Source organism: Colwellia sp. SU-HH01217 (genome assembly GCF_057543495.1).
In genome coordinates this window covers 1-18,849 of record NZ_BAAJLX010000007.1, presented here as the reverse complement: position 1 = coordinate 18,849, position 18,849 = coordinate 1, and the positions used below count along the sequence as shown (strand labels likewise).

21 protein-coding genes and 1 other RNA gene are annotated in these 18,849 nt (G+C 35.9%); 14 read left to right on the top strand and 8 right to left on the bottom strand.

Annotation, left to right across the window (positions count from 1 at the left end; translation table 11 throughout):
- The first annotated feature begins 151 nt into the window (after nucleotides 1-151).
- Complete coding sequence (locus AC27G3_RS10420; RefSeq protein WP_487121315.1) at nucleotides 152-619, top strand: Lrp/AsnC family transcriptional regulator; 468 nt, start codon at nucleotides 152-154, stop codon at nucleotides 617-619.
- 109 nt (nucleotides 620-728) lie between these two features.
- Here AC27G3_RS10420 and dnaJ read toward each other — a convergent pair whose 3' ends face one another.
- The 3 genes from dnaJ to grpE all read right to left on the bottom strand — a co-directional run bounded on the left by dnaJ (nucleotide 729) and on the right by grpE (nucleotide 4,907).
- Nucleotides 729-1,865, bottom strand: coding sequence for a molecular chaperone DnaJ (gene dnaJ / locus AC27G3_RS10415; RefSeq protein ID WP_487121314.1), 1,137 nt, complete (start codon nucleotides 1,863-1,865; stop codon nucleotides 729-731).
- Nucleotides 1,866-2,018: 153 nt separating this feature from the next.
- The gene (gene dnaK / locus AC27G3_RS10410) at nucleotides 2,019-3,941 is read right to left on the bottom strand and encodes a molecular chaperone DnaK (protein WP_487121312.1); all 1,923 of its coding nucleotides are present in this window, start codon (nucleotides 3,939-3,941) and stop codon (nucleotides 2,019-2,021) included.
- A 333-nt stretch (nucleotides 3,942-4,274) separates the two neighbouring features.
- A complete protein-coding gene (gene grpE, locus AC27G3_RS10405) occupies nucleotides 4,275-4,907 on the bottom strand; it encodes a nucleotide exchange factor GrpE (RefSeq protein WP_487121311.1) in 633 nt (210 codons plus the stop codon).
- A gap of 249 nt (nucleotides 4,908-5,156) precedes the next feature.
- Between grpE and nadK the strand changes: the two genes are divergently transcribed.
- From nadK to AC27G3_RS10390, 3 genes are all read left to right on the top strand, one after another.
- Nucleotides 5,157-6,038 carry an NAD(+) kinase gene (nadK, locus tag AC27G3_RS10400; protein ID WP_487121309.1) on the top strand — a complete coding sequence of 294 codons (882 nt, stop codon included), beginning with the start codon at nucleotides 5,157-5,159 and terminating at the stop codon, nucleotides 6,036-6,038.
- A gap of 161 nt (nucleotides 6,039-6,199) precedes the next feature.
- The gene (gene recN / locus AC27G3_RS10395; RefSeq protein WP_487121308.1) at nucleotides 6,200-7,873 is read left to right on the top strand and encodes a DNA repair protein RecN; all 1,674 of its coding nucleotides are present in this window, start codon (nucleotides 6,200-6,202) and stop codon (nucleotides 7,871-7,873) included.
- 100 nt (nucleotides 7,874-7,973) lie between these two features.
- A complete protein-coding gene (locus AC27G3_RS10390; protein ID WP_487121307.1) occupies nucleotides 7,974-8,321 on the top strand; it encodes an outer membrane protein assembly factor BamE in 348 nt (115 codons plus the stop codon).
- 169 nt (nucleotides 8,322-8,490) lie between these two features.
- Here AC27G3_RS10390 and AC27G3_RS10385 read toward each other — a convergent pair whose 3' ends face one another.
- A complete protein-coding gene (locus tag AC27G3_RS10385) occupies nucleotides 8,491-8,826 on the bottom strand; it encodes an RnfH family protein (protein WP_487121537.1) in 336 nt (111 codons plus the stop codon).
- Between the two features lie 13 nt (nucleotides 8,827-8,839).
- Entirely contained in the window at nucleotides 8,840-9,283 is a 444-nt protein-coding gene (locus tag AC27G3_RS10380; protein ID WP_487121306.1) for a type II toxin-antitoxin system RatA family toxin, read from the bottom strand.
- 182 nt (nucleotides 9,284-9,465) lie between these two features.
- Between AC27G3_RS10380 and smpB the strand changes: the two genes are divergently transcribed.
- The 10 genes from smpB (at nucleotide 9,466) to AC27G3_RS10330 (ending at nucleotide 15,967) form a co-directional block, all read left to right on the top strand.
- The gene (gene smpB, locus AC27G3_RS10375; protein ID WP_487121304.1) at nucleotides 9,466-9,948 is read left to right on the top strand and encodes an SsrA-binding protein SmpB; all 483 of its coding nucleotides are present in this window, start codon (nucleotides 9,466-9,468) and stop codon (nucleotides 9,946-9,948) included.
- 120 nt (nucleotides 9,949-10,068) lie between these two features.
- Nucleotides 10,069-10,418: a transfer-messenger RNA gene (ssrA, locus tag AC27G3_RS10370) on the top strand.
- A 180-nt stretch (nucleotides 10,419-10,598) separates the two neighbouring features.
- Nucleotides 10,599-11,846 (top strand): integrase domain-containing protein, encoded by a 1,248-nt coding sequence (locus AC27G3_RS10365; RefSeq protein WP_487121302.1) that lies wholly within the window; start codon nucleotides 10,599-10,601, stop codon nucleotides 11,844-11,846.
- A gap of 56 nt (nucleotides 11,847-11,902) precedes the next feature.
- A complete protein-coding gene (locus AC27G3_RS10360; RefSeq protein WP_487121535.1) occupies nucleotides 11,903-12,202 on the top strand; it encodes a type II toxin-antitoxin system RelE/ParE family toxin in 300 nt (99 codons plus the stop codon).
- Complete coding sequence (locus AC27G3_RS10355) at nucleotides 12,192-12,476, top strand: addiction module antidote protein (RefSeq protein ID WP_487121300.1); 285 nt, start codon at nucleotides 12,192-12,194, stop codon at nucleotides 12,474-12,476. Before AC27G3_RS10360 ends, AC27G3_RS10355 begins: the two co-directional genes overlap by 11 nt.
- Nucleotides 12,477-12,579: 103 nt before the next feature.
- Nucleotides 12,580-13,737 (top strand): hypothetical protein, encoded by a 1,158-nt coding sequence (locus AC27G3_RS10350; RefSeq protein ID WP_487121298.1) that lies wholly within the window; start codon nucleotides 12,580-12,582, stop codon nucleotides 13,735-13,737.
- A gap of 172 nt (nucleotides 13,738-13,909) precedes the next feature.
- Nucleotides 13,910-14,197: a helix-turn-helix transcriptional regulator gene (locus AC27G3_RS10345; protein WP_487121296.1), complete on the top strand. Its 288-nt coding sequence runs from the start codon at nucleotides 13,910-13,912 to the stop codon at nucleotides 14,195-14,197.
- Nucleotides 14,198-14,205: 8 nt separating this feature from the next.
- A complete protein-coding gene (locus tag AC27G3_RS10340; protein WP_487121294.1) occupies nucleotides 14,206-14,625 on the top strand; it encodes a hypothetical protein in 420 nt (139 codons plus the stop codon).
- A gap of 293 nt (nucleotides 14,626-14,918) precedes the next feature.
- Complete coding sequence (locus AC27G3_RS10335; RefSeq protein ID WP_487121293.1) at nucleotides 14,919-15,488, top strand: YagK/YfjJ domain-containing protein; 570 nt, start codon at nucleotides 14,919-14,921, stop codon at nucleotides 15,486-15,488.
- A gap of 215 nt (nucleotides 15,489-15,703) precedes the next feature.
- Entirely contained in the window at nucleotides 15,704-15,967 is a 264-nt protein-coding gene (locus tag AC27G3_RS10330; RefSeq protein WP_487121291.1) for a hypothetical protein, read from the top strand.
- 559 nt (nucleotides 15,968-16,526) lie between these two features.
- On the opposite strand, the gene AC27G3_RS10325 is transcribed toward AC27G3_RS10330, so the two are convergent.
- The 3 genes from AC27G3_RS10325 to AC27G3_RS10315 all read right to left on the bottom strand — a co-directional run bounded on the left by AC27G3_RS10325 (nucleotide 16,527) and on the right by AC27G3_RS10315 (nucleotide 18,397).
- Nucleotides 16,527-16,688, bottom strand: a complete 162-nt coding sequence (locus AC27G3_RS10325) for a hypothetical protein (RefSeq protein ID WP_487121289.1) — start codon at nucleotides 16,686-16,688, stop codon at nucleotides 16,527-16,529.
- Nucleotides 16,689-17,054: 366 nt separating this feature from the next.
- Nucleotides 17,055-18,017 carry an HlyD family secretion protein gene (locus tag AC27G3_RS10320; RefSeq protein ID WP_487121287.1) on the bottom strand — a complete coding sequence of 321 codons (963 nt, stop codon included), beginning with the start codon at nucleotides 18,015-18,017 and terminating at the stop codon, nucleotides 17,055-17,057.
- Nucleotides 18,017-18,397, bottom strand: coding sequence for a DUF3302 domain-containing protein (locus AC27G3_RS10315; protein ID WP_487121285.1), 381 nt, complete (start codon nucleotides 18,395-18,397; stop codon nucleotides 18,017-18,019). The genes AC27G3_RS10320 and AC27G3_RS10315 overlap by 1 nt, the downstream gene beginning before the upstream one ends.
- Nucleotides 18,398-18,849: the final 452 nt, after the last annotated feature.

Sequence of the window (18,849 nt, the reverse complement as noted above, 5' to 3'; positions counted from 1 at the left end):
ACATTAATCAATGCTAACGACTACAAAAAATTCGGATAATAAAATTTAAAACGTCAAAAATTCAATAAATTAACATATTATACTAGTTTCACCACCTGAATTAAGTGTAGTATTTACTTTAATCAAGCAATAATTATTTTAAAGGCGCCAAATGAAGAAGCTCGACAGTATAGATTTACAAATATTAACCATATTATACAATGATGCTGATATCACCAATAAAGAATTAGCGGCGCAAATTGGTATTGCACCATCAACTTGCTTAGAAAGAGTTAAACGCTTAAAAAGCAATGGCGTAATAAAAAATGCATTTATCGATGTTAACTTTAAAACTATTGGCGGTAACATCGAAGCAATAGCGGCAATACGTTTACAACCCTACTCTGAAGATATTGTTAACCAATTACGCGACGATTTACTCAAACTCCCTGAAATTATTAGCCTTTACCATATGGGCGGAAATTTTGATTACTTTATTCATATGTCTGTTCGTGATAGTGAACATTTACGTCAATTTGTATTTAATGCCATAACCTCAAGAGACGAAGTTACTAATGTTGAAACATCACTTATTTTTGAGCATAGTCGCAGCGGTGTCCTGCCTAATTTTGACGATTAATTTGCATCATTAATAACATTAAGTGGGCTTATAGTTTTAAATAATAGTACAAAAAAAGGTTGAACGTAATGTTCAACCTTTTTCATATAACACTGATAAAAATTAATGCTTAACTTTTTAAGTCATCAAAGAAGTTTTTAACACCTTCGAAAAAACCTGTTTCTTTAGGGCGATGCTTAGAGCTGCTCTTACCCATTTTATCTTCAAGTTGTCTTAATAAGTCTGCTTGGTCGCCTGACAAGTTCACTGGGGTTTCAATAACCACTTTACACATTAGATCACCAGTAAAACTACTACGTACCGATTTAACACCTTTACCACGTAATCGGAACATTTTACCCGTTTGTGTTTCTTTCGGCACTTTAAGCTTAACTTTACCTTCTAAAGTAGGTACTTCGATTTCACCACCTAATGCTGCTGTCGTAAAGCTGATAGGCACTTCACAATACAAGTTATTTTCATCACGGACAAATATTGCATGATCTTGTACATTCGTTTGAACGTATAAGTCCCCTGCAGGAGCACCAAGTTCGCCGGCTTCACCTTCGCCAGATAAACGAATTCTATCGCCTGTATCAACGCCTGGTGGAATCTTAACCGATAACGTTTTAGTTTTCTCTACACGACCTTGACCTCGACATGATGTACAAGGGTCTGTAATAACTTTACCTTTACCACTACAAGTTGGACAAGTTTGCTGAACAGCAAACAGGCCTTGGCGCATTTGCACCTGTCCATGTCCATGACAAGTAGAACAAGTTTTCGCGCTAGTACCTTTTTTAGCACCTGAACCATCACAAGGTTCACAAGCAACATAAGTAGGTACTTTAATTTCTAACGTTTTACCTTTAACCGCTTCTTCAAGTGATATATCTAAGTTATAACGTAAATCAGAACCACGACGTGCGCGTGATTGGCTTTGACCTCTTCCACGACCACCGCCGCCAAAAATATCGCCAAATATATCGTCAAAAGAACCACCGCCAAAACCGCCATGGCCGCCACCACCACCTTGACCATGTTCAAAAGCAGCATGACCGTATTGGTCATAAGCGCCACGTTTTTGGTCATCGTTCAGTACTTCGTAAGCTTCTTTTACTTCTTTAAATTGCTCTTCTTTGTCTTTATCACCTTGAGTACGATCAGGGTGAAATTTCATCGCTAAGCGTTTATAAGCTTTTTTGATTTCTTTTTCAGTGGCGCTTTTACTCACCCCTAAAACTTCATAATAATCACGTTTTGACATAATTGGCTTCTTGGTTACGGCTATTTACTAGTGCAATAAATTCACAGTATTTTCACATCTTTTTATAACAAAAAGCGCCGGATTAAGACCGACGCTTTACTACACATTGAATATAACTTATTGAAAGTTATTCAATTTAAAGCTTAAATCGACTTACTTGTCTTCTTTAACTTCTTCAAACTCTGCATCAACAACATCGTCAGCAGGAGCTGCATCATCACTTGATGCTTCAGCACCTTCTGGAGCTGCTTGAGCTTGTTGTTTCGCTTGAGCAATTTCCATTAACTTAGCAGACGCTTCAATAACAGCTTGAGATTTAGCATCAATTTCAGCTTTATCATCGCCTTTAATTGCAGCTTCAAGCTCTGTTAATGCCGCTTCAATTTTCTCTTTGTCTTCGCTTGGTAAATCATCACCAGCTTCTTCAATTTGTTTACGAGTAGCATGAACCATACCATCTGCTTGGTTACGCGCTTGAACTAGTTCTTCGAACTTAGCATCTTCATCAGCGTTAGCTTCAGCATCGCGTACCATTTGCTCTACTTCATCATCTGATAAACCAGAAGAAGCTTTAATGGTAATTTTTTGCTCTTTACCCGTGTTTTTATCTTTAGCTGTTACGTGCAAGATACCATCAGCATCGATATCAAAAGTTACTTCGATTTGTGGTGTACCACGTGGCGCTGGATCAATACCTTCAAGGTTAAATTGTCCTAAAGACTTATTCGCACTTGCTTGCTTACGCTCACCTTGAACCACATGAACTGTAACAGCCGCTTGGTTATCATCAGCAGTTGAGAAAGTTTGTGATTGCTTAGTCGGTATCGTAGTATTTTTATCGATAACGTTAGTCATAACGCCACCCATAGTTTCAATACCTAATGAAAGTGGAGTTACATCAAGTAGTAATACGTCAGTTACGTCACCAGCAAGAACACCGGCTTGGATAGCAGCACCAGCAGCTACAGCTTCGTCAGGGTTTACATCTTTACGAGGCTCTTTACCGAAAAATTCTGTTACCATTTTTTGTACTAATGGCATACGTGTTTGACCACCAACTAAAATTACATCGTTAACTTCGCTGATTGATAAGTCTGCATCTTTAAGTGCTTTTTTAAGTGGCTCTAATGTAGCTTTTACCATATCTTCAACAAGTGACTCTAATTTTGAACGAGTTACTTTAATGTTCATGTGCTTAGGACCTGAAGCATCTGCTGTGATGTAAGGTAAATTAACATCAGTTTGTTGTGCTGAAGATAATTCACATTTTGCTTTTTCAGCAGCTTCTTTTAAGCGTTGCATAGCAAGAGGATCAGCAGTTAAGTCCATTCCTTGATCTTTCTTAAACTCTGCTACCAAATAGTTGATTAAACGGTTATCAAAATCTTCACCACCTAAGTGAGTATCACCATTAGTCGCTAATACTTCAAAAGTGTGCTCGCCATCCATTTCATCAATTTCGATGATTGAGATATCAAATGTACCACCACCTAAATCGTAAACTGCAACAGTTTTATCACCTTCTTGCTTGTCCATACCGTAAGCAAGTGCAGCAGCTGTAGGCTCGTTGATAATACGTTTTACATCAAGACCAGCAATACGACCAGCATCTTTAGTTGCTTGACGTTGCGAATCGTTAAAGTAAGCAGGTACCGTAATAACCGCTTCGGTTACTGTTTCGCCTAAAAAGTCTTCCGCAGTTTTTTTCATTTTAGCTAAAACTTCAGCTGAAACTTGTGGTGGCGCAACGTTTTTATCACGTGCTGTAACCCAAGCATCACCATTGTCTGCTTTAACAATGCCAAATGGCATTATTTTAATATCGCGCTGTACTTCTTCGTCGTCAAAACGACGACCAATTAAGCGCTTAATCGCAAATAATGTATTTTTTGGATTGGTCACTGATTGACGTTTAGCAGGTTGTCCTACTAACGTTTCGCCTTCTTCAGTGTAAGCAATAATAGAAGGGGTTGTACGATCGCCTTCTGCATTTTCAATAACACGTGTTTTACCACCGTCTAAAACAGCCACACATGAGTTAGTTGTTCCTAGGTCAATACCAATAATTTTGCCCATCTTGGGAGCTCCTATTTTAATAATCGGCAACTTAACAAATAAAGTAAGCTGCGTTTAAATAATGAATCATTTGTCGTTGAATAATAAATGGGGGCTTGAAAAGCCTTTTCAACTCTTAAAAGCGAAAAAAGTAAAAAAATGTGTATTCAACACAAATAACATGAACACTTATCGGTACATAAATGCTAAACGCTACATTTTTATTAGCCTAGCAAGGCATAAAAAACAATTCACTTTTAATTATTTAATAAATATTTGATTAAAAATACTATTATTCCACAAAAAAAAAAGCTAAACACTATGGTTTAGCTTTTCGTTTTTTATCTATTAAAACTATGCAGTTGCATCAACACTTGGCGCGGCTTTAGATACCATTACCATCGCAGGCCTTACTAAACGACCATTAAGTTCATAGCCTTTTTGCATAACAGCAATAACAGTGTTCGGGGCTACACCTTCTACTTCTTGCATAGACATTGCTTGATGAAGTTCTGGATTAAATGGTTGATCTTGTGGATCGACAACTTTTACACCAAATTTATCTAAAGCAGACATCATGCTTTGTAATGTCAACTCTACACCTTCAGCAAGAGCTTTTTGTCCCTCATCTTCTTTATCTACACTGCTAATCGCACGTTCTAAGTTATCAACAACAGGTAATAACTCAGCAGAAAACTTTTCTAAAGCGAACTTACGTGCTTTCTCGACATCTTGTGCACTTCTGCGGCGTACATTATCAACTTCAGCTTTTGCACGAACAACTGAATCTTTTTGATCGTTCACTGTTGATTGTGCAGCAACAAGCGCTAATTCAAGCTCATTAATTTTTTCTTGTTCCGCACTAATAGCTTCATGACCATGTTCATGTTGCTCTTCAACCTGTTCTTCGGCTTGCTTAATAATATCTTCAGCAACTTGCTCTGGTGTTAAATTAGCACCATTTTCATTTGTAGACTCTGTCGTCATGGAAAACTCCCAATTTCTGTTTAAACTAACGAAATAAATTATATCAATGAGGCTAATTATGGGGCTTTGTTTTTCTGATTCAAGCTTGAAAAGAAATTCATTTAATAAAAGTCAACTTTACAAGTGCATAAAATACAGCGAAACTGCAAATATGACAGTAAGTTATTAGGGTATACTGCTCTTTAAAGTTTGTCTGTGTAATGACACAAAGATCATCACATCCTAGATATTTAGTTAAGAAATTAGCATATGAAACAACTATACAAAACGATAGGGTTAATTGGTAAACCTAATCATGAAGGTGCGAAAGCGACTATAGAGACCTTGCTCGAACACCTGCAAAAAAATAATTATCAAGTACTTGTAGAAAGTTCAGTTGGGCTTTCGCTTAATATTGAAAACCTCACAATAACTTCATTAACGGATATTGGCGACCAAGCAGATCTAGCGATTGTTGTTGGTGGTGATGGCTATATGCTTGGTGCCGCAAGAGTATTAGCAGGTTATAACATTGGTGTAATTGGTGTTAATCGAGGAAACTTAGGTTTTTTGACTGACCTTTCTCCTAGTACTTTACTTCCTCCTCTTGATGCAATTTTAAGGGGCGGATCTAGATCAGAACAACGCTTTATTATTGAAGCTGAAGTCTATCGTCATGGTAAACTAAAAAGCTCTAACAGTGCTGTTAACGAAGCAGTACTGCATGCCGGTAAAGTGGCTAGTATGATAGAGTTTGAGGTTTATATTGATGGTGTATTTATGTTTAGCCAACGTTCAGATGGCTTAATTATATCAACACCAACAGGATCTACCGCGTACTCGATGTCAGCAGGCGGTCCAATTTTAACCCCTAACCTTAATGCATTATCATTAGTGCCTATGTTTCCTCATACCTTAACTAGTCGACCAATTGTCGTAGATGGTGACAGTGAAATTAAGCTTATACTTGCCAATGAAAATTATGAGAACTTACAAGTAAGTTGCGATGGTCATGTGATCTTATCGGTAATGCCTGGAGATGAAGTAATCATAAAGAAAAGTGAATGTGGTTTAAGATTAATACACCCATTAGATCATGATTACTTTAACGTTTTACGGAGTAAATTGAGTTGGGGCAACAAACTTTATTAATCATATATAGTTTGGCTAATAAATAAAGTTGAAGTTTTTTTAAACAAAAATTGTAAAACAGCTTGCACTAAAACCAGTTACTGTATAAATTAACAGTAACTGGTTTTTTCGTAATTAACGACGATTATTTAAAAAAGCGTTTATTACATTTTGGAGCTACTATGCTTTTACAATTAAATATTCAAGATTTTGCTATTGTTCGCTCACTCGATATCGATTGGCAAAAAGGCATGACAACCATAACAGGCGAAACAGGAGCAGGAAAATCCATTGCTATCGGCGCTCTTGGGTTATGCTTAGGACAAAGAACAATAACAAATGTTGTAAGACCTGACTGTAAAAAAGCAGATTTAGCAGCTACATTCGATATTAAACATAATAAAGTAGTTAAAAAGTGGCTAACAAATCATGACTTAGTGAGTGATAACGACTGTATTTTAAGACGAGTTATCTCCGCAGAAGGACGTTCAAAAGCCTATATCAATGGTAGCCAAGTCCCCTTAGCACAGTTAAAAGAAGTGGGACAATTTTTAATTAATATCCATGGCCAGCATGATCATCAACTTATTGTAAAAGCGTCTGAACAGAGAAATTTGCTCGATAACTATGCTGATCATTTAGAGCTAATAAGTGATGTGAAATATCACCATCAAAAGTGGCAACAACTTAATGCTGAATTAACACAGCTTCAAAGTGAAAAAATATCAAGAGACGCCAAGCACCAACTATTACAATATCAAGTCAGAGAATTAGACGAATTTGCTTTGCAACAAGGAGAGTTTAATACACTAGAAAGTGATTTTAAGCGCTATTCTAATGCACAAGACTTACTGAATGAAACCTTAGGCGCTCTCCAATCGCTTTCAGAAAATGAACAATTTAATATTCTGGATTCGCTAAATCACACTTGCGAAAATATTAATGCTTTAGCTAAAGTCGACAAAAGTTTAGCAAACGTTGCCCTTTCCCTAAATGAGGCGCTAGTACAAATTCAAGACGCAGATGCTGAATTGCACCATTACTATGAACAGCTTGAATTAGATCCACAAGCTTACGCAACCATTGAAAGTCGTTACTCTCAAGCTTTACAATTGGCTAAAAAGCACAATACTGCTCCTGAAAATATTGTACAGCTACATGCTGAATTATCATCAGAACTTATTTCATTAAGCGGTGATGAAACAAGGTTAATTAGCCTTAATGATGAAATTGAACAAGCCAAACAAAATTACTTTTCTGCAGCTCAATTATTATCAAAATCAAGAACCGCTGCGGCTAAAAAACTCAGTAAATTAATTAGTGGCAGTATGCATGAACTAAATATGCCTGATGGTGAATTTTTCATTAATGTTGAGCAAGATACATTAAATAACTTAGAGCAATTAAGTAGTAACGGACTAGATAACGTGAAATTTTTAGTCAGTATTAATAAAGGACAACCTTTAGAGGCCATGCATAAAGTAGCATCAGGTGGCGAATTATCACGTATTAGCTTAGCCATGCAAGTTATATTAGCGAGTAAAGTTGTAACACCTACCTTAATATTTGATGAAGTAGATGTTGGTATCAGTGGTCCTACAGCTGCAATGGTAGGGAATAAACTGCAACAATTAGCAAGTAATACACAAGTTATCTGTGTGACCCATTTACCTCAAGTAGCGAGTAAAGGTCATCAACAATTATTTGTTGCAAAATCTTCTGACAGCCAACATACAGAAACAACTATGACTGAACTAAATCCTAAAAATCGCGTCAAAGAGATTGCACGTCTGTTAGCAGGTGACAAAATCACTGAATTTAGCATGGCAAATGCACAAGAATTACTAGCGAGTTAGTTTTTTTTGGCTATTTGAAGGATTTTTTAAAAAAGCCATGGAATCTTCAACCTCGCAACGTTATTATTGCTGCTTACTTTTTAGAGGATGAATGTAAAACATGTTGTTTCGAGTTTTAACAGTTGTATTAGCTTTAACAATTACAGGTTGCTCAAGTTGGATTTACCGTATCGATATACCACAAGGTAATTACCTTGAACAAAAAGATATCGACAAATTACAAATTGATATGACCAAAGAACAAGTGAAATTTATCTTAGGCAGCCCAGTTGTACTTGATGCTTTTGATAAGGATACTTGGTATTACGTTTATCGTTTTAGATCTGGCCGTAATGAAGACTTTAATGTTAACAAAAATTTTATTATAAAATTTGTTGACGATAAGATAGTCTCAGCTGAAGGTGATTTCACATTAGGTGAAAACTTTAATACGCCCATGGAAAATTAATTAGCTCTATAAATATAGCAATAAAAAAGTGGCAATTAGGCCACTTTTTTTATATCTATAGTTTTGAATTTTATTAGCACTACTACCAATTTCATTATTAGGTTATCTACTTTATACGCAGAAAAAATGGTCGCATACTTAGTGAAATTGGTATAACAACATAATATCACTAAGTTGGCTTTAACCTTCCTCCGGTGATTTTATTTGCCCTGCCTTCTTCTTTTGCTTTTTCAGCGCGACGCTTTCTTACTTCTTTTGGATCAGCAATTAATGGGCGGTATATTTCAATTCGATCTAAATTTTTCAATACATCAGATAATTTAGCCGCCCTATTCCATATGCCGACTTTATTAATCGTTAAATCAATATCAGAGAACATAGACAAAATTCCAGACTCATTAATAGCCTGTTCAACAGTAGTTCCAACCTGAACAGGTAAAGTTAATAGCTCTTGTTTCTGAGGTAAACCATATACCACTTCAATTTGGATTTGTTTGTCCATCATTTGTTTAGTCATACTAACTTCTTCCACTTCCATAGACTTCTTTTGCTCGTTGAGTAAATGCTTGTACCATATTGTTGGCTAAATGCGTAAACACCCGTCCAAAAGTTAAATCGAAGACCTTATTAGAAAATTCATAATCCAAGTCTAAACTAATTTTACACGCATCGTCCGCTAACGCTTTTAATGTCCAACAACCAGTTAGCTTTTTAAAGGGACCATCCACTAAATTTAAAATCACTTGGTGGTTGTCAACTAGAGTGTTTTCAGTAGTAAACCATTTCTTTAACCCACCTTTTGAAACTAACAAAGCAGCGGTAATTGTATTGTTCTCATGTGATAGTATTTTACTGTCTCCACAATCAGGAACAAAATGAGGATAAGCTGAAATGTCATTTATCAATTGAAACATTTCTTCTACACTATGCATGACTAATGCACTACGACTAATTACTGGCATTGAACCTCCGAAAATATTAGCCACATCATAACAAAGCTTCGATAAAACCTCACTACTTCGATACACTAGAACCTTGATTTAAAGCAACTAGGTGTTTTCGAGAAAAGCTAATTACAGAGAATTTGAATTTAATTGTAAATCTTGATTTAAAACAATTCATTTCTCCGTATAATAGCGCCACTATGGCAAAGAAAAAATCAAACAAATCAAATAGCAATACTATAGCGCTTAACAAAAAAGCACGTCATGAATACACTCTTGGCGAGAAATTTGAAGCAGGTATGAGCTTACAAGGCTGGGAAGTTAAAAGTATTCGCAGCGGCAAAGTCAACATTTCTGACTGCTACGTTTTTATCAAAAATGGTGAAGCGTATCTATTAGGTGCTGAAATTCAATCATTAAACGCAGCCTCTTCACATGTTATTTGCGATCCAGTCAGAGACAGAAAGTTACTACTCAATCGCAAACAACTAGATAAACTAGCCATGTTAGTACAACGTGATGGCCTTTCATTAATAGCCACTGCCATGTACTGGAAACAATGCTGGGTTAAACTTGAGTTTTGTGTAGGACGCGGTAAAAAGCTCCATGACAAACGTGCAGATATAAAAGATAGAGATTGGGCTAGAAGCAAAGAGCGTATGATGAAACATGAAAAACGCTAGCTCAATTGATAGATAAACAAGCAATAGGTGTACAATATTTACTCCCGTTGTGTATTATGAAAAATAGAGTTAAAATATAGAAAGTTAGCAGTGTAAATTACGCTAATATGTAAAAACTTTGGGGCGGATCTAGGATTCGACAAGATTCACGAAACCCAAGGTGCATGCCCAGGGGCGGTTGGCCTGGTAAAAAGCCGCAAAACCATAATTGCAAACGACGAAACGTTCGCACTAGCCGCTTAGGCTAGCCATCACCTTGAAATCTCACCTATTGGTTAGAGGATTGATGGTCACCCCAAATAGGTTAGCGAGGGAAGCATGCTTGAGGCTGAACCGCGAAATAGTATCAAGCTCACCATGACGAAGCCTGTCGCTTGGCGTCTAATTGGTTAAATAAATAAGCGACTAAGCATGTAGTACCGAGGATGTAGGCTTTTTGGACGGGGGTTCGATTCCCCCCCGCTCCACCACCCATAGAATTAAAGACGTCCTAGGGCGTCTTTTTTTTCGTCTAAAACCAATGAGTTATCCATATTTACTGACCTATAGCGTCCTAAGCTGTTTGATAGAGCCCTGAAACTTTAGTACCATACTTAGTACCTAGAAGTACGAACCTATCTTTTCTTGGTACTAAAAATGGAGATTGACCTATGGCTAGAGTAACCCGCCCCCTTACAAATACTGAGGTAGATAAAGCTAAGTCTCAAAATAAAGAAAGTAGCTTATTTGATGGTGAGGGTTTAGAACTTAAAATAACGCCAGCGGGTACTAAGAGATGGGTTTTTAAGTACTACAGACCTTTCACTAAAAAGCGAACTAATCTAACGTTTGGTGTTTATCCTGATATTTCATTAGCTGATGCTAGAAAGCTAAGAGCCAAAGCAAAAGAATTACTTGCAAAAGATATTGATCCTAAAGAACACAAAGACACATTATCACGCCAGAACAAAGAGCGTTTAGAAAACACCTTGTTTAACATTGCCGCTCAATGGTTCGAGGTTAAGAAAACCCAAGTGTCAGCAGATTATGCCGTAGATGTTTGGCGTTCGCTTGAACTACATATATTTCATGATCTTGGTAAATACCCTATATCCGAAATAACCGCCCCTATAGCAATAAAAACAGTAAAACCTATTGCTGAAAAAGGTAGTCTTGAGACTGTCAAACGAATTAACCAACGACTAAACGAAATAATGAACTATGCGGTTAATACAGGCCTTGTTCACTCCAACCCTTTAGCTGGCGTTAAAGCTGCCTTTGAAAAACCGAAGAAGAAGAATATGCCAAGTATCAAGCCTGATGAGCTGCCTCAATTCATGCAAGATTTAAGTATTGCCAGTATAAAAATTGTTACCCGATACTTAATAGAGTGGCAATTACACACAATGATAAGACCTGGGGAAGCTGTAAAAGCAAAATGGTCAGAAATAGATTTTGAACAAAGCCTTTGGAATGTTCCAGCGGAAACTATGAAAAAGAAACGACCTCATTCAGTACCTTTAACTCAGCAAGCATTAAACTTACTCTGTGCTATTAAACCAATAAGCGGCCATAGAGAATACATTTTTCCTGCTGACAGAAACCCTAGAAAACATGCTAATGAATCAACAGCAAACGCAGCGATAAAACGAATGGGCTATAAAGATAAATTAGTTGCTCATGGTTTACGCTCTGTTGCCAGTACCACATTAAACGAACAAGGCTTTGATGCTGACGTAATTGAAGCAGCATTAGCGCACGTTGATAGTAATGAAGTGAGGCGGGCTTATAACCGCGCTGATTATTTAAAACGTAGAGCTACAATGATGGTTTGGTGGTCAGAACATATTGAAGAATGCTCAAAGGGTAATTTTAGCTTATCAAGCTCAGTAAAAGGGTTAAAGCTTGTAAATGAATAAATTTGCCATTATGTCGCACATATACGACAATAAAGGAAAGTTATGATTGTATATGAATAGAAAAAACACCGCTATTTGATAAATGGTTTAAAAAATTGAAAGATAGCCAAGCTAAAGCGCGTATAGGTTTACGACTAAAAAAAGTTATACAAGGCCACTTTGTAGATCATAAACAATTAAGTGAGTCTCTTTTTGAATTACGTTTTTTCTTTGGCGCTGGCTATCGAATTTATTACACTATTAGAAACGGCAAAGTAATCTTACTACTTAACGGTGGTGACAAAGACAGCCAAGGCGCAGATATTGCCAAAGCTCAACAAATATTAGAAAAGCTAGAGGTTGATTATGACCATTAAAACTACCCCTTTTGACATGAGCGACTACTTAGATAGTCCTGAAATGATACAAGAGTACATTCAAGCCGCGATTGAAGATGGCGACCCTGTAGCATTACGTTTAGCCTTGGCTGATGTTGCCAAAGCTAAAGGCATGAGTGCCATAGCAGCAGACACAAAACTTAACAGGCAGAATCTTTATAAATCATTATCTGAAAATGGTAATCCTAGTTTTAATACTATTAACAAAGTAATGAAAGCCTGTGGTTTAAAATTACAAGTAGCCAATATTTAATAAATGGTTATTTAAGGGTTAAATCGAGCCTAGGGTAGCTCCTGAATTGGCGGTACCTCACCGCCTTGGCTTGATTGTTTAATTGAGGTCGTATCGAGGGTACATGATGCTTATTAGTAATAGTGAAGCGTTTATAAAATTAGAGATTGCGGCTAAAGCTTATTTTTCAAGTGAATTATACTATAGGGAGCCAAATGTAGAACATTACGAGCACCTTAGGAGTTATTTAAATTTATACGTCCATATAGCCGGTATTTGTAATATCAAAAAGCCAGCTCCTCATCCTATTGATAGAGCATTTTGTGTAATACCTATGAGAATTGATGGTATGTGTGAAGCTCAACTTATTAACCATATTGAAAGCCCCTCACATAGTAAAATAGAATTCACAAGTTCTACTTTTACAGAAAATTTATCACCTGAGCTTATCGGTTGCTTAATAACTCCAATAGATAGCTATTTAGTTGATCATAATTATCTTAATCACTCTTTTGTTCACCTATCTGAATTTATATACCACTCCAAACAAGCAGGTATTGAAATTGACGAACACTTTCTAAAGAAAATAATACTTAATGATGGTTCTTTTCTTAGACAACACGTAGAACTAAAACCATGGCCACAATTAAACTTCACAAAGCTTGCCGATAAATACTTAAAATATATTAATGATATACCAAATAAAGTTGTTATTAAGGCTTACCAACTGGCTAGCGAAGAGTATTTCGAGTTAAAAGAAGATAAGCAACTTCACACATTAAAAAAACTTTATGGTGATGAAAATATAATTCAAGCAGCTGTATCTTTAAATTCAAACTCCGATATCATAAATGATGGTATAAATGATATTTATGATTTATTTAACGCGCTAACTCCCAGCCTTTCGCCAATACCTGAAAATTTAGATATATTAAAAAACGCTATTCCTGATGCTTGGCATAAGATGTTATTTAATACTTATGAATCCTCGATAAAAGTAAAAACTTTAGATTTTGATGACGATACACCAAGTAAATTATATGTTGCTGAAAGTCTATACAGACAAGTTTGGGATGGATTTAATCCGATCACAACTAATTTACCAAGCAAACAAGATGTTGTGAAAATAGTAAAAGAGTTAGGGTTTTCCGAGCCTAAAGATATTGATGCCATAATAAGAGTGTCTATGCCTGATGGGATAGTGTTTGGTGGGCATAAGAGCCCGGATAAAGAAAATTGGATGTCACTTTCTGAAAGAAACACTAAAAGAATCATAAAATAAATCTTGGGGGAGTCTACCAAAAAAGCTACATATCTAAGGGGCTACCGTTTGGTTGACGACCAAGCGGTAGCCTAAAATAGGCTTTGGGTGTTTGCCCAAACATCTAAACTTTATCAAAAAACCACTTCACAATTCACTCAGTTAATCCATACCTACACAACTGAGGCGAACCATGAAAAATCCCGTATCAACCAAAACATTAAGCGCACAAATTCCAGATTTACAAATACTTCGCAAGCCCCAAGCATTAACAATGCTAGGCATATCTAAAAGCAATTTTCACAACAAAATAAATGAGGGTTTATTACCAGCAGCAATCACACTGGGCACAAATTCAGTAGGATATTTTAAGCATGAATTAACGGCCGTATTGTTAGCCATGGCCACCAATAAAAGCCAAGACGAAATAAAATCGCTTGTTAAGTCTTTTGTTGAACAACGTCAGCAGTTAGCAGCTTAGGAGATTTTATGATAAATAAAAATATAACTAAGGTGAACCCAAGTAGCGCTAATAACGACACCGAAAACAATAGCACAAAAAATATTAAAGCTATTAAGAGATTAAGGGTATTCATTCATATTTTATATAACCCTCAAGGCGTGAGTGAAAAAAGTATTGATAGAGCGGCTCATGTGATGAGCGGACGCAATTACCCGACTGATTTAAAGCGTCAACACGATATTTTATTAGTTAGCCCAACATTAAGATTAAAAGATAAAGAGGGTAGCCCATATAGCCTATATCAGCTTTTAAACGTTGAACAAGCATACAAACTAGTTGATTTGATTATGCAACACTGTAAACGGTATAAACTAGTCTGTATGAATGAAAGTGCTATGAGGTCATTAGCTGATAACTTCCCAAACCGCGATAACGTAGCTGACTAAAATTATATGTTTAAACAAGAGGCTTAAACGCCTCTATTTCTTATTTAATAAACACAAAATCATACGTTAAAGATGTTCAACTTTAGTTAGTAACTACCAACCCTGATACCAATATAAAATAAGGCGTGTTCACCATTGGACTACATTTGCAGGTTTTTTACCCCCATTTTTTTATGTTTTTCACACTTTCGCCCCTTTAATAGCCTACAGATAAAGGTTAGTGGTTACCATCCTCTTACTAGGGTCTTTATATTATCTGTCTATCAATCTTACTATTTATTGACTACTAAATAATGAAATATATAAGCTTTAAGAACGTGATAAATTTTGGCGAAAACACGTACTGGATTAATGCAAGAAAAAGTGGAATTTACACAGCCATGCTAAAACAGATGCTTAGTCAACTTGAAGCAATGATAGAGCATCATAATAAAGTTCATGTAATTAGATTTGATTTGCGCCAGCTCACGCCCACAGATAACAACGAGAGAATGACCACTTTTAACCGTAGATTATTTAAATGGCTTAAAAGAGAATACAGCCTTACTAGAATTGGTTTCAATTGGTGTAGAGAACAAGAGACAGCCAAACAACAGCATTATCATTATGTGCTAATACTAGACGGCAACAAGATAGACAGGCCAGCAAGAGTATTATCAAAAGTCCGTAGCATTTGGGAAAATATGGACGGTAGCTATTGGTTGCCTAAAAACTGCTACTACAACATAACACGTGGTGAACATAAAGGGATACAGGAGGCAGTATTGCGTATTTCATACCTAGCCAAAGGGAGAGGTAAAGGCTATAGGCCACCTCAAACTAAAGATTACTCTACTAGTAGATTAAATAAGCCAATGAATTAGTCTAAATAGTTACGCTGTAATTCAGCACTTAATTACTGATCACCTCTAAAATAAGTTTTCTTGGTGATTTTTTAACTTCTATCGATGCTCTAATAGCTTAGGTTGGTGGTATGTTGATTTTGGGTGACTAAAAATACAATTTTAAATTAAAAGATCATTGAATATGGTAATAAAGTATTTAATAGTATAAATAAAAAATTTAATGGATTATTTTAATGGAAACTGAACAAGAGATTATTAAGAAAGTACTTACACTTTCTACTTCAATTGAAAAAATAGAGAGTGATAAAAACCAGCTTTTTATCATCTTATGGTTTGGGTTGGGCTGTTTATTTTCATCACTGACAAATGAGCTTACTAGCTCTTGGGCTTTAGCTATATTAATAGCCGCGGCATACGCTTATGGCTTTTATAAAAAAAGTGAACTTACAAACCTCAAAGAACTTAAAAGTAAATACTTGAAAGAGGCCAATAATTAGCAATTTAAAATTTAACTATTTTAATGCTATGCTCTATTAGGCTTTTGCATGATACTGGTCAGTTTGGTTTAACCGGAACTTAATAGATATAACGTTAAGGCGACCCTGTTTTAGTGAACCATCTTTGGGCAATTATAGCTCTATAGAACGTACCAATTCGGGGGTATTAATAAACACCTTATTACTGGGCTATCCTTGATTTGAACCAAGGTTACTAGCCCGTAATGAGTGGTTTAGCGTTAATAAGACTAGCTGTGCCATTCTTATTCATTGAAGCGATAGTGTCTGTCCTAGTATCGCTTACGCCCCCTGTATTTGGGTCTATCGGTTATATTTTGGTGCTAAATACTCTTATCGTTTATCAACTAGCTTGTTCCTTCTATGATGCAAAATATGTAGTTATCCTGACTTTACTTTTTTGCTTTAAGCACCTGTTTAAGTTTATTTTTTTAAAAGGTAACTAGTCGATTATGCTGATATATTTAGGTTGTGTTTTGCTTTGAATTTACAATCTTTAATAGCTTCTTCTATAATATATACTGTAAATAAATATTGTTTTTTAATCGCTGATTTTATCTGTTTCTTTAGCGTTTACTTCCGCTCTCTTTAACATTTGTTCCCAAGCTGTTTGTCGCTTCTCGCTCTTACGTCCTGCTTTCACTTCCTGTAAATAAATATCCGCTGGTTTTTGATTGGTTTGCTGTTCTTTGTCCTGTGACATTTTTAGTTACCTTGGTTATGGTCGTATAAACATTTACATAATAAGCTTAAATGATATTAATATATAAGGCTTGAATTTTACTTTATGTTTAGTATTTTAACTGAAAATAGAAATCATTTTATTTAATGATTTCTTAATTTAGTACCTAACCTAGTACCTAAAAAAATAATAATAAAAACTTATCACTTATATATCAACAAATTACAACTTCGTTCAAGATGTCCCCCGCCCACCAAATTAATAATTAAAAACGCTTTTTAGCGTCTTTTTTTCGTCTTAAATAACAGTAAGATTTATTGATAAAGATTAAAAGGGAGTAAACTAGTTACTCCCTTTCTTATGGTTGTTAAGTCACTACTTCGGTTTCTAATGAAATGGAAAGAAATAGCTCATCCATGATGACATTCTCAATATAACTTTTCGCATAATAGCTACATGACTAAAGTGTTCAGAGTATATGGCGCTTTGTCCATATGAACCGCCAGGTACATGCTGAGCATAAGCAGCAAATCGAGGATCAGTTATTTTCATTTGAACGGGTATACGCCCAGGCATACTGTTAGCTTGTGTAATACTAAGCATTCTACCATTTGCTTGTACTTCACCTTCCGCTAAGACAGGTAAAACATTAACCACTTCTGCACTAAATACTTTTCCAGGCAGTGCATCAAAAACTATTTCAGCCTCACTACCAACTTTCAAGCGCATAGAGCTATTTTGGCGAAACCAACTTACGTAAGTAAAAGATTCCTGTTGAACGAAAACCATAGCGGGTCTAAGCGGCATTGGCACAACATATAATCCTGGATAAACGAGCATCTGAGTAACAAAACCATCACTATGCGCACGAACTTTAGTACGATACAAATCATATTCAGCATCATGAAGCTTAGAGGATAGGTTATCTAATTGCGCTTTACTGGTATCAACATCTCGCTGCTTACCGATATTTTTCTCCATCAACATAACCGCACGTTGATAGTCCAAGTTAGCAGATACGATTTGTGCTTTTAAGCCATCCACCTTATTTTGAAAAGGAACAGGATCAATTGTAAATAATAAATGGCCTTTTTTAACAGGCGTATTCGGTTCTACATTAACACTGACTACCGTGCCACGAACAGTAGGTATAACAGGGGTAGATACAAAGTATTGACGGCTTACTTCTGAATAAGGATGATTGTAATTCATCACCATAATCAAACCACCAATTAAAAATATCCCACCAAGAGCGGCGGTTGGCACAGTCCATTTAGTTAGAGGGATCTTAAAAATTTTGAAGAAAGCTATACAGCATGCAAGATAAGTAATAATTAACAAAAAATCCATTACATACTCCTCTTACTAGATGAACTTGAATTTTCTAACTGAGCGTCTACTTTTTGCTCTAATAATTTGATACGTTCTATTAAGCTAGTTATTTGTTGTGAGCTTACCTCTTTATTATCTTTCAATTGAGAATCATTACTAAAACCCCAACCTCTATCTTCTCTATATAACATTGCCCAAATCCAAAGGAACGGCCACAAAATATGCAATGTAAATAAGCTAACCCAACCCGCAACATGAAGTGCATCTTGTTGCGGGTGATTACGCTTCTTAGCGATCTCATAAGGGATATCATGAATAGCAATAATGCCATAAAAAATAGTCACAGCGACAAAAACTAGAATACCTAGCGCTATATACTCAAGCACATAAAACTCCATTTAAAATTAAATAATTAATGATAGGAGAGTATATAGCTAACTAGATAAAGTCTACTATTAAGTACCATCTAAAAGATGCAATACAGATAAATCTATCAATTTGAAAATATAATCCGTTAACATAAATGAACTTTATATACATATGCTTTACTGCAACTTAAAGCACATTACCATCAGCGCTAACACTCATTTGTATAATAGTCATAATTATCAGGGGAAACTTCGATTAAGCTCAACATTTAAAAACTAAAGTGATAGAAAGCAAAAAGCCCGTCACTTTCGTAACGGGCTTTTCTAAAAGGAAGTCTAGCAATGTCCTACTCTCACATGGGCTTACCTACAACATGAGTCACACTACCACTGTTACGATTACTACCTATTAGCCCTATCACATTAAACGATATAGCCAGTTAAGCTTCCGATTAAGCTAAACATTTAAAAACTAAAGTGAT

What these genes read in the sequence shown, in the direction of transcription:
- AC27G3_RS10420 (WP_487121315.1), top strand. Translation starts at nt 152, where the DNA reads ATGAAGAAGCTCGACAGTATAGATTTACAAATATTAACCATATTATAC.
- dnaJ (WP_487121314.1), bottom strand. Translation starts at nt 1,865, where the DNA reads ATGTCAAAACGTGATTATTATGAAGTTTTAGGGGTGAGTAAAAGCGCC.
- dnaK (WP_487121312.1), bottom strand. Translation starts at nt 3,941, where the DNA reads ATGGGCAAAATTATTGGTATTGACCTAGGAACAACTAACTCATGTGTG.
- grpE (WP_487121311.1), bottom strand. Translation starts at nt 4,907, where the DNA reads ATGACGACAGAGTCTACAAATGAAAATGGTGCTAATTTAACACCAGAG.
- nadK (WP_487121309.1), top strand. Translation starts at nt 5,157, where the DNA reads ATGAAACAACTATACAAAACGATAGGGTTAATTGGTAAACCTAATCAT.
- recN (WP_487121308.1), top strand. Translation starts at nt 6,200, where the DNA reads ATGCTTTTACAATTAAATATTCAAGATTTTGCTATTGTTCGCTCACTC.
- AC27G3_RS10390 (WP_487121307.1), top strand. Translation starts at nt 7,974, where the DNA reads ATGTTGTTTCGAGTTTTAACAGTTGTATTAGCTTTAACAATTACAGGT.
- AC27G3_RS10385 (WP_487121537.1), bottom strand. Translation starts at nt 8,826, where the DNA reads ATGATGGACAAACAAATCCAAATTGAAGTGGTATATGGTTTACCTCAG.
- AC27G3_RS10380 (WP_487121306.1), bottom strand. Translation starts at nt 9,283, where the DNA reads ATGCCAGTAATTAGTCGTAGTGCATTAGTCATGCATAGTGTAGAAGAA.
- smpB (WP_487121304.1), top strand. Translation starts at nt 9,466, where the DNA reads ATGGCAAAGAAAAAATCAAACAAATCAAATAGCAATACTATAGCGCTT.
- AC27G3_RS10365 (WP_487121302.1), top strand. Translation starts at nt 10,599, where the DNA reads ATGGCTAGAGTAACCCGCCCCCTTACAAATACTGAGGTAGATAAAGCT.
- AC27G3_RS10355 (WP_487121300.1), top strand. Translation starts at nt 12,192, where the DNA reads ATGACCATTAAAACTACCCCTTTTGACATGAGCGACTACTTAGATAGT.
- AC27G3_RS10350 (WP_487121298.1), top strand. Translation starts at nt 12,580, where the DNA reads ATGATGCTTATTAGTAATAGTGAAGCGTTTATAAAATTAGAGATTGCG.
- AC27G3_RS10345 (WP_487121296.1), top strand. Translation starts at nt 13,910, where the DNA reads ATGAAAAATCCCGTATCAACCAAAACATTAAGCGCACAAATTCCAGAT.
- AC27G3_RS10340 (WP_487121294.1), top strand. Translation starts at nt 14,206, where the DNA reads ATGATAAATAAAAATATAACTAAGGTGAACCCAAGTAGCGCTAATAAC.
- AC27G3_RS10335 (WP_487121293.1), top strand. Translation starts at nt 14,919, where the DNA reads ATGAAATATATAAGCTTTAAGAACGTGATAAATTTTGGCGAAAACACG.
- AC27G3_RS10330 (WP_487121291.1), top strand. Translation starts at nt 15,704, where the DNA reads ATGGAAACTGAACAAGAGATTATTAAGAAAGTACTTACACTTTCTACT.
- AC27G3_RS10325 (WP_487121289.1), bottom strand. Translation starts at nt 16,688, where the DNA reads ATGTCACAGGACAAAGAACAGCAAACCAATCAAAAACCAGCGGATATT.
- AC27G3_RS10320 (WP_487121287.1), bottom strand. Translation starts at nt 18,017, where the DNA reads ATGGATTTTTTGTTAATTATTACTTATCTTGCATGCTGTATAGCTTTC.
- AC27G3_RS10315 (WP_487121285.1), bottom strand. Translation starts at nt 18,397, where the DNA reads ATGGAGTTTTATGTGCTTGAGTATATAGCGCTAGGTATTCTAGTTTTT.